Below are 13,182 nucleotides of genomic sequence, written 5' to 3' on the forward strand. Positions count from 1 at the left end.
GGGGAAATACACCATGAAACATCGTTATTTACCGATGACGGAAAAAGATATGCAAGAAATGCTAGATACAATTGGTGTTTCTAACGTTAATGAACTTTTTGCAGACATTCCAGAGAAAGTTCGCTTTGAAGGACCATACAACATTAAGGAAGCAAAATCAGAATCAGAACTAATGAAAGAATTAGCTGACTTAGCTAGCCAAAATAAAAACTTAAAAGAGTATGCATCATTCTTAGGTGCAGGAGTTTACGACCACTATATGCCTGTTATCGTAGACCATGTTATTTCTCGTTCTGAGTTTTATACAGCTTACACTCCATACCAACCAGAAATTTCTCAAGGAGAGCTTCAAGCAATCTTTGAATTCCAAACAATGATTTGTGAATTAACAGGAATGGACGTTGCAAACTCATCTATGTATGATGGTCCAACTTCTTTAGCAGAAGCAGCAATGCTTTCTTGTGGACATACAAAGAAAAAGAAAGTGCTAATTTCTAGCGCTGTTCACCCTGAAGCAAAAGACGTTGTAAAATCTTATGCAAAAGGTCAATACATCGAAGTGGTAGAAGTACCTGCTACAAATGGTGTGACAGACTTAGAAGCTTTAAAAGAATTAATGAGTGATGAAGTTGGAGCAGTTTTAGTACAGTATCCTAACTTCTTTGGTCAAATTGAATCATTAAAAGATATTGAGCAAATCGTTCATGAAACGAAGGCGATGTTTGTTGTTTCTTCTAATCCAATGTCTCTGGGTGCTTTAACACCTCCAGGAAAACTAGGTGCTGACATTGTTGTAGGAGATGCGCAACCATTTGGTATTCCAACTCAATTCGGTGGACCGCATTGCGGTTATTTTGCCGTAACTACAAAATTAATGAGAAAAGTTCCAGGTCGTCTAGTGGGACAAACTATAGATGAACAAGGTCGTCGTGGGTTTGTATTAACACTTCAAGCACGTGAGCAACATATTCGTCGCGATAAAGCTACTTCAAACATCTGTTCAAACCAAGCTCTTAATGCGTTAGCTGCATCTGTTGCGATGACAGCGTTAGGTAAAAAAGGTGTAAAAGAAATGGCGATTCGTAATATCCAAAAAGCTCAATATGCAAAAACAGCGATGGAGCAAAATGGATTAGAAGTTGTCTTTACAGGACCATTCTTCAATGAATTCGTTGTAAAGTTAAACCGCCCTGTTCAAGAAGTAAACGAAGGTTTATTAAATAAAGGTATTATCGGAGGGTATGATTTAGGTCAAACTTTCCCTGAATTAGAACAACATATGTTAATTGCCGTAACAGAATTACGCACAAAAGAGGAAATCGACACACTTGCGAAAGAATTGGGGGATGGCAATGAATAAGCAACAAGATCAACCGTTAATTTTTGAACTTACTAGAGAAGGCCGCATTGGTTACAGCTTGCCTGAAAACGATGTACCTGAAATTTCGTTAAATGACGTTATTCCAAACGACTATATCCGCATGGAAGAGCCAAACTTACCAGAAGTTTCTGAGCTAGATATTATGCGTCATTACACTGCATTATCTAACAGAAACCATGGTGTAGATTCTGGATTCTATCCACTTGGATCTTGTACGATGAAATACAATCCGAAAATTAATGAAAATGTTGCTCGTTTTGCTGGTTTCTCTCACATTCACCCGCTTCAACATGAAAGCACAGTTCAAGGTGCACTTGGGTTAATGTATGATTTACAAGAGCATTTAAAAGAAATTACTGGTATGGATGAAGTAACACTTCAACCTGCAGCAGGTGCTCATGGTGAGTGGACTGGATTAATGATGATCCGTGCTTATCATGAAATGAATGGTGAAACGAACCGTACGAAAGTAATCGTACCGGATTCTGCTCACGGAACAAATCCAGCATCTGCAACAGTAGCTGGTCTTGAAACAATTACTGTTAAATCGAACGAACATGGATTAGTAGACTTAGATGACTTACGTCGTGTAGTTGGTCCTGATACTGCAGCATTAATGTTAACAAACCCGAACACACTTGGTCTTTTTGAAGAAAACATTCTTGAAATGGCTGAGATAGTACACGGTGTTGGTGGTAAGCTTTACTATGATGGAGCAAACTTAAACGCAGTTATGAGTAAAGCACGCCCTGGCGACATGGGCTTTGACGTTGTTCACTTAAACTTACACAAAACATTTACTGGTCCTCACGGAGGCGGTGGCCCAGGTTCTGGTCCTGTAGGGGTTAAGGCTGACTTAATTCCATTCTTACCTAAGCCATTAGTAGTGAAGAAAGATGACAGCACATTCGGTTTTGATTACGACCGTCCACAATCTATTGGACGTGTAAAACCATACTACGGAAACTTTGGAATCAACGTTCGTGCATACACATATATCCGTTCAATGGGTCCTGATGGACTAAAAGCGGTAACAGAATATGCTGTATTAAATGCAAACTACATGATGCGTCGTTTAGCAGAGCACTATGACTTACCATTCGACCGTCATTGTAAGCATGAGTTCGTTCTTTCAGGAAAGCGTCAAAAGAAACTTGGTGTACGTACACTTGATATTGCAAAACGTCTGCTTGACTTTGGTTACCATCCGCCAACAATCTATTTCCCATTAAATGTGGAAGAGTGTATCATGATTGAGCCAACGGAAACAGAATCAAAAGAAACGTTAGATGAGTTCATCGATGCAATGATTCAAATTGCTAAAGAAGCAGAAACAAACCCAGAAGTTGTTCAAGAGGCACCACATACAACTGTTGTAGGTCGTCTTGATGAAACACTTGCAGCACGTAAGCCTATATTAAGATACCAAAAAGCATAACTTTTTTAAAGGAGGCCACTTCATGTTGGCCTCCTTTTTGGCATATGTTAAAAGGAAAGGGGCGATTGTAATATGTTTCTTGAAACGGAGCAGGCTAGAGAATGTTTACTGAATTTGTTAGAACCCTTAGATGATTATGACTTCCAGCTAAAAGTAGATGGTGGTTGGACAATCGGAGAGATTGTAGAACACCTCTATTTAATTGAGAAGAGAATTGTACAAAGTATGAAGAATGCAGTGGTGTACCAATTAGTAACATCAAACAGAGAAGTTCACTTGAAAGATATCTTGAAAAATCGAACTAGAAAAGTAGATGCACCAACATACCTTAAACCGTCTGGTGCCGACTTTACAAAAAAAGAATTGCTTTCATTACTAGAAAATTCTCGTGATGAACTAAAAGAATTCCTTGATAATACGGATATGAAAGAGTTATGTTTGTATGGGTTTACTCATCGGTGGATTGGAGATTTAACATGTAAACAATGGGTGGAACTGATAGGCTACCATGAACTCCGACATATTTCGCAAATGGGAGATATTTTATCTACTCCTATCATAGACGATTAGTGTGTTAATTGCTTTGTTTATATTTATTAACTTGGCTCTGTTAAAGGTTGGTGTTGATTTTTGATACCTATCTAGCAGTTGATTTCCGCGCAAGTAGTAGACTCCTGCGGGAGTAGCGTTGGTCTGGAGACCCCACAGGCGAAGCCGAGGAGGCTCCAGCCACGCCCGCGGAAAGCGGAGACTTGCGCGGAAATCAACAGCGGTCTTTAACAGAGCCATTAACTTAAATAAATAGTACACGCCGTTAATAGGTGTGTACTTTTTTGAAATTTTAATAGGCATACAAATTTATTGGTTTAAAAAATAAAACAAGACAGTTAAATAAAGGAAATTAGTGGGCATATAAAGAATAGGATAGTTATAAGGAGGCGATGTTATGTTATGGCTATATGTCTTACTTTTTGTCGTAGCGCTTTTAGTATTTGGTTATGTTTTAGATAGGAAAACGGATCGTTATAAATCTATCAATGATAAAAAAGCAAAAGAAGGATTGGAAACAATTAAAGACGATGTACAAAAACAAAATCCGCCAAATAGTAATAAGGAAAATCATTGGTTGTAAAAAAAAATTATTGATTAGTTGGGAGAAATTAACGGTGAAAAGAGTGTCATCTTTTATCTTGTTTATTTTTATTTTGAGTGCTTGCGGTCAGCAAGGGGAGAGTAATAATAGCATTAACACTAGTTATATAAACAAACAAGAAGGAATTATTGCAGAAATACAGGAGAATCAAAATAATAGGAAACAGATATTAGTTATTCCTAATACTGATTTTGAAGATATTTCAAATAAAACCCCTAATGAGTTAGTCAAGATAGCTCAAGAAAAAGACGGAGCCTATTATTCGATTGCGCCAGGTAAGTACGAAGAATTAGAATTAGGCACAAAGGTTATTGTGTATTGGGATGGGGATCAAAATGATACAGAACCACCACAACGTGGCGCAGATAAGATAGAAGTGATTACTAATAAGTAACTTGAAAAGTAAGATTAGGTGGCTTAGGAAGTTAGGTAGAAAATTAGTGTAAATATAAAAAACAACCCTTCTATTTTATATAGAAGGGTATTGTTATTAGTTTTTTGCTTTAATTTTCCCGCCCCATTTTTTGAAGCCGCCTTTTAATTGATACAAGTTTTTGTATCCTTTACGACGTAAAAGGTGTGCAGCTCGTCCACTACGCATAGTGTTTTGGCAGTATAAATAAACCGGTTGGTCAGGACGAATTTCTTTCATTCTCATTTTAAATTGAGAAACAGGTATGTTTCTTGCACCAAGAATATGCCCGCCATCAAATTCTTTTGGCTCACGAACATCAATTAACTGAGCTTTTCGGTATCCAGCACGAAATTCTTCTTCTGATAAGGAAGTAATAATTTTACGCTGATACAAAACAGTAACGATAGAATAAATAATAATTGCTGCAGTAATCCCTAGTAATACATATAATAAAGTCAATCCATTCACCCCTCTTTTTCTTTCTCTAAATAGTATTATATAAAACCAAACAAAAAAAGTCATCCTTATTTACCTCTAATGTTCTTTTTAAACAAATTTTGAATTTAATTATATTAATGTTTTGTAAAAACAAAACAGATTTGCTAGACTAAATTACGAAATAGAACTAAAAAATAAAACCTTGATAAAAGAAAAAAGAGGTAACTACATGCAGAAAGAAACTTGGCGTTTTATAGATTCAGGAGAAAAATCCCCTTATTTTAATATGGCATTAGATGAAGCGTTATTAGACTGGCATAGTGAAGGTAGGATTCCACCTACTATTAGGTTTTATGGCTGGAATCCCCCAACATTATCTATTGGCTATTTTCAAAAAGTAGAAAAAGAAGTTAATATGGATGCAGTTAGGGAGAGTAATCTAGGTTTTGTTCGCAGACCTACTGGTGGTAGAGGTGTGTTACACGATAAAGAGTTAACGTATAGTGTTATCGTATCAGAAGAACATCCAGATATGCCACATACTGTAACAGAAGCTTATCGTGTTATTTCAGAAGGTATATTAGAAGGGTTTAAATCTTTAGGATTAGATGCTTATTTTGCAATACCACGTACAGAAGAAGAAAAACAAGGCTTAAAAGATCCACGTTCAGCAGTTTGTTTTGACGCTCCTTCTTGGTATGAGTTAGTAGTAGAAGGAAGAAAGGTAGCGGGAAGCGCGCAAACACGTCAAAAAGGTGTTATTTTACAACACGGTTCTATCCTACTAGATATAGATGAAGATCTACTCTTCAGCCTGTTCAACTATCCGAGTGAACGAGTAAAAGAACGTATGCAAAAGAACTTCAAAAACAAAGCAGTTGCTGTTAATGCTTTACGTGACAAACCAGTTACGGTAGAAGAAGCAAAAGGAGCGTTCAAAAAAGGATTTGAAAAAGGACTTAACATTCATTTAGAGCCATACGAGTTAACAGAAGAAGAGAGAGCATATGTAGATAAAATAGTAAGAGAAAAATATGCCACAGACGACTGGAATTATAAAAGGTAACGGTAAATCCGTTGCCTTTTTTCTATATATAGATATGTGAGTTTCAAGAACTACTATAAGTGGAAATGTAAAGGGGCATCTAATAAAAAAATATTTTTTAATTTTTTGAAAGGATTTTTGGGAAACGTTTATTTATCAATAGTTGAACCGTCTTTACTTTTTTTCAAGTAACAAAATCAGCCAAATAATTTAATGAAAAGGCTTTTATCTCTATTTATCTCTTTTTTCCTTCATTTATTACTAGTTTTAACATTTGACAAAAAAGGAATGACTTGAACGAAAACTATATATGGTGTCGTGTCGAAAGAAAAAGATACTATATATTGATTTATTAGTTGAAATTCTATCACGATATATGGTACCTTAATTTTAGATTAAAACTACCAAATGAAATTCTTGGTAGAGAATAATAGTTTTAAGGAGTTGGGAAGATGGCACTTAGCCTAAGAGAAAAATTAAAAGCAAATGTTGAAAAATTGAACGCAGACATTAGACTTTTTCCTCAAGTGCATGAAATTACAGAAGCGATGAACATTACTCATAAAGGTGTATCTAGACTCGTTATGCTAGATCGTTATGCTTTTAAAGATACAGAGAAATTAACATTAACGACTGGCGATTTTGTTGTGCTAACGATTAAAGAGGACCCTAAGTTTCCAGCTCGAGGTCTTGGATACATTCAAGATATTGACTGGACAACGAAAAAAGCAAAAGTATTAGTAGAAGATGATTACCGTGGCGTGTTATCGAAGCCTGAAGAAGTGGAAACAGGAGTGGTAGAACGTTCTTTGGATGTAATAGAAAAGCCGTTAGAAATTTTCTACGAGCAGATCGCGTTACGTAATGCAACTGGGTTAGCCGCTGTGGAGACGACGGAAGAAAAACGAAAAGAGTGGACGGCTAAATTTTATGATGAACTAGTGAACATGAATTTTGTTCCAGCAGGACGTGTATTGTACGGAGCAGGTGCCGGTACCGACGTTACTTTTTTTAATTGTTACGTGATGCCTTATGTTCAAGACTCTCGTGAAGGCATTTCGGAACACCGTAAGCAAGTAATGGAAATTATGAGCCGAGGTGGTGGAGTAGGAACGAACGGTTCGACACTACGCCCAAGAAACACACTAGCTCGAGGCGTAAACGGAAAATCATCTGGATCCGTTTCTTGGTTAGATGATATCGCGAAGCTGACGCATTTAGTTGAGCAAGGTGGTTCGCGCCGCGGAGCTCAGATGATTATGCTTTCGGATTGGCACCCAGATATAATTGAGTTTATTATTTCTAAAATGCAAAACCCAAGAATTCTTCGTTATTTAATTGAAAATACAAATGATGAAGGAATTAAAAAGGCAGCGGAAGATAAGCTAAAGTTCACTCCTTTAACATTACAAGAAGAAGCAATGTATCAAGGGATTGTAAATTATAAACACATTGCTGGTTACGGAGGATTCAGTGAATCGATTATTAAAGACGCAGAATTGAAGCTGAAAACTGGTGGAACATATTCGGTTCATAACTCTGAATTTTTAACAGGTGCAAACATTTCTGTCTGCTTAACAAAAGACTTTATGGAAGCAGTAGAAAATGACACAGAATACGAACTTCGTTTCCCAGCAGTAGAAAGCTACTCAAAAGCAGAGATGAAAGTTTACAATACAGAATGGCAAAAAGTTGGAGACGTACGAGAATGGGAAAAAATCGGCCATAAAGTTCGTACGTACCGTAAGATTCAAGCAAAAGAACTTTGGAACTTAATAAACATTTGCGCAACTTACTCTGCGGAACCTGGTATTTTCTTTATAGATAATGCAAACGACATGACAAATGCTCAAAGTTATGGTCAAAAGGTAGTAGCAACGAATCCGTGTGGTAAAGTGGCTTGATTTGCCTCACGTTAAAAACTGCGGAATAAAGCGGGAAGGCTGAGATGCTAATCCGAACCGAAGGCTAAGGATAAAACTTTAGTCAGGGGCAACGCATAGATAGTGAACCTGCCTAGGCAGAATATAATCTATCCACGAGGCCGCAGCACTACTTATTTTTTTTATATCTACTAAGGAAGAGGAATAAAATGAATCGAGGATATTCTGGATATTACAAAGAGCATTTTCTAAGAAGTTCCTATGAATTTGCATATGCTAAATATTTAGATTTCTATTCTTTTTATTGGGATTACGAAGTGGAAATATATGAATTTAATAATAAGAAATATAAACCTGATTTTTTTATCTATGATTCAAATAAACACCTTACAAAAATAGTCGAAGTTAAGTCAAACTTATTGTGGTAGAAATTGTTCGGGTAAAGAAGCTATTAGAAACGCCACAGTAGCTTATGTAGCAAATAGAAATCATATTCATGAATGTATTAGGATTCTTGTAATACAATGGTCTATTACAAATAAGGAAATTGTCTTTAAAACACCTTATAACAAAATAAGAACAAGTCTTAAACCTTTACTTGATGAAATCAAAATAAGGTATGGTGTTTCTGATATTAGGGTTATTTGTAAGGCTGTATTAGGTGTTGACACTGGTAGAAAAGATTTAATCAGGTTTATGAAAAAAATAAGTAGTGAAAATATATGCTGAACTAACGGGAACTAAACCGTTAGAACTAGGGGATAAAAAGCCTCTAGGATAACAAACTGGAACAACCACTTGCGCCATATTCAGTCTGTAACTTAGCTGCAGTTAACTTAGCAGAAATGGCTGATAAAGAAAATAAAACAGTAAACTTTGAAAAGCTAAAGAAAACAGTTGAAGTTGGCGTAAGAATGCAAGATAACGTTATCGACGCGACGCCATACTTTTTAGAAGAAAATAAAAAACAAGCTTTAGGTGAGCGTCGAGTAGGTTTAGGAGTAATGGGCTTACATGACCTACTAATCTACTGTGAATCTGTTTACGGCTCTGATGAAGGGAACAAGCTAGTTGACGAAGTGTTTGAAACAATTGCTACTACTGCCTATCGTGCATCAGTTGAGCTTGCAAAAGAAAAAGGAAGTTTTCCTTTCCTTGTAGGTGAAAAGGAAGAAGAAACAGCTAAACTACGAGAAGCTTTCACAAATACAGGCTTTATGAACAAATTACCTGCTGACGTTAAAGAATCTATTAAAGAAATTGGAATTCGCAACTCTCACTTATTAACTGTTGCTCCTACAGGATCCACAGGTACGATGGTTGGCGTTTCCACAGGGTTGGAACCATATTTTTCCTTTTCGTACTTCCGCAGTGGACGTTTAGGGAAGTTCATTGAAGTGAAGGCGGATATCGTCCAAGAATATGTAGATACAAACCCAGATGCAGATCCAGAGCATTTACCTGAATGGTTTATTTCTGCAATGGAATTAGCACCTGAAGCACATGCGGATGTACAATGTATTATCCAAAACTGGATTGATAGCTCTATCAGTAAAACAGTTAACGCTCCTAAAGGGTACTCTGTAAATCAAGTAGAAAAAGTGTACGAGCGTCTATATAAAGGCGGAGCAAAGGGTGGTACTGTATACGTGGACGGAAGTCGCGATACACAAGTATTAACTTTAAAAGCCGAAGAAAACATGATGGATGACGGTGCAGAGCAAATTCAAATGGAAGAAGTAGTAAAAGCAGAACAGAAGAAGCAACCAGTTGTCTTGATTGAAACTATTCGAGACCTACGCTCCACAACAGTAACGTACGGATCTGAAGTTGGAAACACTTGTCCGGTATGCCGTATCGGTACTGTTAAAGAAATTGGTGGCTGTAATACATGTACAGATTGCGGAGCACAATTGAAATGCGGATTATAAAATAAAAGAAAACACCAGCCAGTCAACAGGTTGGTGTTTTTCTCTCGTAAACTTGTCAGCATTACTCACTTCATGTATGATTTTAAATAGACGTATTGAGAGAATAAGAAAATCGTACATACAATCGGGTTTTCCTAAAAGATAGAGAAGATGGAGGGGTTTGCATGCCGACACCGAGCATGGAAGATTATATTGAACAAATATATTTGTTAATAGAAGATAAAGGATACGCCAGAGTTTCAGACATCGCAGAAGCGTTAGCCGTTCACCCTTCATCCGTTACAAAAATGGTTCAAAAACTAGACAAAGATGAATACTTAGTTTATGAAAAATACCGCGGTCTTGTTTTAACAGCTAAAGGGAAAAAAATAGGGAAAAGATTAGTTGACCGTCATGAATTACTAGAACAATTTTTAAGAATTATCGGCGTAGATGAAGAAAACATATACAACGATGTAGAAGGAATAGAACATCACCTAAGTTGGAATGCCATTGACAGAATTGGCGATTTAGTTCAATACTTCGAAGAAGACGAAAATAGAACAAAAGTCTTGCAGGAAATTCAACACAAAAACGAAAATTAAATAATACACACTCTAAGGCTAGCACAAGGATGCTAGCCTTTAATTTTTTTATTTTACAAAAATGTGCAATTAGCTTCATTTTCCAGTCATAAAATTTTCAATCCAAAACTACATTTTAAACAGATGGAGGTGGTACTCCTTTGTTCATTGATGGTGTATTTTCTGGAGGAGGAATTAAAGGATATGCGTTAGTAGGTGCCTTACAAGCAATTGAAAACAAAGGCCTTCGCTTTGTTCGAGTTGCAGGCACGAGTGCTGGATCTATCATTGCGGCATTTGTTGCAGCAGGTTACACCGCAGATGAAATGAATAAAATGTTAGACGAGATGAATGTGAAACAATTTTTAGATGAGCGAAAAACGTTTCTCCCGTTCTCTTTCACAAAGTGGCTCCTTTTATATTGGCGACTAGGTTTATATAAGGGAGATGCATTAGAAGCGTGGCTGACAAAAAAATTAGCTGCGAAAGGAATTTACTCTTTTGGCGATTTACCACCTCAGTCATTACGTATTATTGCATCAGACTTAACTAGCGGAAGAATTGTCACATTGCCAGAGGATCTTCCGAAATACAATGTAAATCCAAGAACATTTCCCGTTGCAAAAGCAATTCGTATGAGCTGTAGCATTCCCTACTTTTTTGAACCTGTAAAATTGAAAAATAAAGGTGCCTGCCACTTATTTGTAGATGGAGGAGTGTTAAGTAACTTTCCACTATGGTTATTTGACAATGATAGAATACCGAAAGTCAGACCTGCTCTAGGAATTCAGCTAAGTTCAAATTTAGAAGACGGCCCAGTTAATAAAATAAATAACGCCATCACGATGTTCGGTGCACTCTTTGAAACAATGAAAGACGCCCACGATGCAAAATATATCTCAAGAAGACACGAAAAAAACATTATCTTCATCCCAACCGACCATGTCATCGCCACCGAATTCGAACTAGCAGAACTAAAAAAAGAAGCCCTCGTCCAATTAGGAAAACAAAAAGCCGAACTCTTCCTAAGAAAATGGTGTTATTGAACAGCGTTGAAGAGTTATATAATGTTGTAGGATTTAAATACTATCTAGCCGCTGAAACTAGACCAGCCCGCAGAAAGCGAAGACTTGCCCGACAATCCGCAGCGCTTGTAATAGCTATTTAAAAGCAAAAAACCAAGCATTCTATTTTAAAAGAATGCTCGGTTTTTTTTCTTGTTTTTCTTTCCTTCAATCACAGTTAAATGCGTAGAAGATTTTCTTTTAATAGATGAAGTCGATTTCGTTGGCTTTCTCTCTTTGCCATTAAGTGTAACGACCGGCTTAGAGTTTGCATTATATTTTTTCTTTGATTGCTGCAATGCTTTTCTGTAATTGGAGTCCGATCCCACAATTCGACCCGAAATAAAATAACGGAACACAAAAAAGATAAGTGTCGCTACTCCAACGATTACAAGCATACTAGTTATAAAACCTCTTGTATTGTTAAAGAGCTCGTAAATAACATAAAAACCTGCCAAAGATAAAATGGTGATTAATATTGGTTTCTGTATACTTTTTTTCATTTTCGGCACCTCCCAACAACCCAATGAGAAGAAACGTTCTATGTTCCTATCGTTCACCTAGATTATTATTTATTATATAGTATAGGATAAGGCTTGTTGCTGATTTTTATACTGTCCTTTACAATCTTTTTTGCTTGTTTTGTCATTTCTGCAACTAATTTGCGAATTACCTAGATTGAAAACAAAATTTAGAAGCTTATTTCTTAATATTCTACCTTATGTACAAAAAAACCTCTAGTCGCACAAATTTGTTTCATAAAGATGAATGGAAAAATAAACAATATGGAAAGATAGGTTTAAAAGTAAAGGTTAGAGGTGAATGGTGTTGAGTGAGAACGAACAGTTAGATCAAAATAAACGTGAAGAACCAATGAGCTTCATGACAAAAGTAATCATCACAGGTTTAGTTGGTGGCATATTATGGAGTTCCCTTGGATATGTAGCTTACATATTTAACTTTACAGAAATCAGCCCAAATTTCGTCCTACAACCGTGGGCCCTAGGAGCTTGGAAAAATGGCATCCTTGGAAATATCATAAGTATTGTCGTCATAGGAATTTTAGGAATCGGAGCCGCAATTGCTTATTTTGCCGCATTAAAAAAATTCCCTCAGTTTTGGATTGGTATTTTGTACGGTGGAGCACTATGGGGGTTAGTATTTATCATCTTGAACCCGATGTTTCCTTCTATTGAAACGGTAAATAAATTAACTTTAGAAACAAACGTTACAAACTTATGCTTATATATCCTTTTCGGAGTGTTTGTAGGTTATTCGATTTCGTTTGAACATAATGAAATGCAGTATAGAAAGCAACATGGTAGCCATCAGCAAACATCAAACAAGTAGAGTAAATGAATAGAATATGATAGAATGTTCAGTAATTGGACATTCTTTTCTTTTTTTCATTTTTAAAATAGGGGAATCGTATAATGCGAATATTAGTAATCAATGGTCCAAACTTAAATAGGCTAGGACTACGGGAGCCTCATATATATGGGGATAAAACGTTATCTGATTTAGAACACAACTTAAAAGGGATGGAAAACCAGCATCAAATTGAAGTGAACTGTGTTCAAAGCAATCATGAAGGTCAAATTATTGATTGGATTCATGAAGCGGAAAATCAATTTGACGGAATTGTTATCAATCCAGGTGCATTTACTCATTATAGCTATGCGATTAGAGATGCGATAGAAAGCGTTTCTATCCCGGTGGTAGAAGTACATATTTCTAATGTTCATGCTCGTGAAAGCTTCCGGCATGTGTCGGTAACTGCACCAGTTACCATTGGACAAATAGTTGGTTTAGGGTTTCATGGATACGAATTAGCAGTACTAGCATTGCTAAATAAAGGTAGGGGGAATTAG

12 protein-coding genes and 2 pseudogenes are annotated in these 13,182 nt (G+C 36.5%); 12 read left to right on the forward strand and 2 right to left on the reverse strand.

From position 1 onward, the window contains the following. Positions 1–13: 13 nt before the first annotated feature. From gcvPA to CDZ92_RS02880, 5 genes are all read left to right on the forward strand, one after another. Positions 14–1,360, forward strand: coding sequence for an aminomethyl-transferring glycine dehydrogenase subunit GcvPA (gcvPA, locus tag CDZ92_RS02865; protein ID WP_096153446.1), 1,347 nt, complete (start codon positions 14–16; stop codon positions 1,358–1,360). After that, on the forward strand, positions 1,353–2,819 hold the full coding sequence (gene gcvPB, locus CDZ92_RS02870) for an aminomethyl-transferring glycine dehydrogenase subunit GcvPB (protein WP_096153447.1): 1,467 nt from the start codon (positions 1,353–1,355) through the stop codon (positions 2,817–2,819). The genes gcvPA and gcvPB overlap by 8 nt, the downstream gene beginning before the upstream one ends. Before the next feature lie 72 nt (positions 2,820–2,891). After that, complete coding sequence (locus tag CDZ92_RS02875) at positions 2,892–3,389, forward strand: DinB family protein (protein ID WP_096153448.1); 498 nt, start codon at positions 2,892–2,894, stop codon at positions 3,387–3,389. A gap of 376 nt (positions 3,390–3,765) precedes the next feature. Continuing rightward, positions 3,766–3,951, forward strand: a complete 186-nt coding sequence (locus tag CDZ92_RS19815) for a hypothetical protein (protein WP_157842691.1) — start codon at positions 3,766–3,768, stop codon at positions 3,949–3,951. Between the two features lie 34 nt (positions 3,952–3,985). Then, positions 3,986–4,366, forward strand: coding sequence for a DUF3221 domain-containing protein (locus tag CDZ92_RS02880; protein ID WP_157842692.1), 381 nt, complete (start codon positions 3,986–3,988; stop codon positions 4,364–4,366). 96 nt (positions 4,367–4,462) lie between these two features. Here the strand turns inward: CDZ92_RS02880 and CDZ92_RS02885 are convergent, their stop codons facing one another. Further along, the gene (locus CDZ92_RS02885) at positions 4,463–4,846 is read right to left on the reverse strand and encodes a rhodanese-like domain-containing protein (RefSeq protein ID WP_227521455.1); all 384 of its coding nucleotides are present in this window, start codon (positions 4,844–4,846) and stop codon (positions 4,463–4,465) included. Between the two features lie 208 nt (positions 4,847–5,054). Here CDZ92_RS02885 and CDZ92_RS02890 point away from each other — a divergent pair, with 208 nt between their 5' ends. The 5 genes and pseudogenes from CDZ92_RS02890 (at position 5,055) to CDZ92_RS02915 (ending at position 11,293) form a co-directional block, all read left to right on the forward strand. Further along, a complete protein-coding gene (locus CDZ92_RS02890) occupies positions 5,055–5,891 on the forward strand; it encodes a lipoate--protein ligase family protein (protein WP_096153451.1) in 837 nt (278 codons plus the stop codon). A gap of 431 nt (positions 5,892–6,322) precedes the next feature. After that, positions 6,323–7,765, forward strand: a pseudogene (locus tag CDZ92_RS02895) (vitamin B12-dependent ribonucleotide reductase); the annotation flags it as partial. 776 nt (positions 7,766–8,541) lie between these two features. Continuing rightward, a pseudogene (locus tag CDZ92_RS02905) lies at positions 8,542–9,684 on the forward strand (hypothetical protein); the annotation flags it as partial. A 164-nt stretch (positions 9,685–9,848) separates the two neighbouring features. After that, entirely contained in the window at positions 9,849–10,268 is a 420-nt protein-coding gene (gene mntR, locus CDZ92_RS02910) for a transcriptional regulator MntR (RefSeq protein WP_096153454.1), read from the forward strand. A gap of 140 nt (positions 10,269–10,408) precedes the next feature. Then, positions 10,409–11,293 (forward strand): patatin-like phospholipase family protein, encoded by an 885-nt coding sequence (locus CDZ92_RS02915; protein ID WP_096153455.1) that lies wholly within the window; start codon positions 10,409–10,411, stop codon positions 11,291–11,293. A gap of 146 nt (positions 11,294–11,439) precedes the next feature. On the opposite strand, the gene CDZ92_RS02920 is transcribed toward CDZ92_RS02915, so the two are convergent. Further along, positions 11,440–11,814: an SA1362 family protein gene (locus tag CDZ92_RS02920; protein WP_096153456.1), complete on the reverse strand. Its 375-nt coding sequence runs from the start codon at positions 11,812–11,814 to the stop codon at positions 11,440–11,442. Positions 11,815–12,133: 319 nt separating this feature from the next. Here CDZ92_RS02920 and CDZ92_RS02925 point away from each other — a divergent pair, with 319 nt between their 5' ends. Then, positions 12,134–12,661 (forward strand): YqhR family membrane protein, encoded by a 528-nt coding sequence (locus CDZ92_RS02925; RefSeq protein ID WP_096153457.1) that lies wholly within the window; start codon positions 12,134–12,136, stop codon positions 12,659–12,661. An 80-nt stretch (positions 12,662–12,741) separates the two neighbouring features. Next, positions 12,742–13,182 (forward strand): type II 3-dehydroquinate dehydratase, encoded by a 441-nt coding sequence (gene aroQ, locus CDZ92_RS02930; RefSeq protein WP_096153458.1) that lies wholly within the window; start codon positions 12,742–12,744, stop codon positions 13,180–13,182.

Source organism: Bacillus sp. FJAT-45066 (genome assembly GCF_002335755.1).
Classification (GTDB): domain Bacteria; phylum Bacillota; class Bacilli; order Bacillales; family Bacillaceae_I; genus Bacillus_CD; species Bacillus_CD alkalisoli.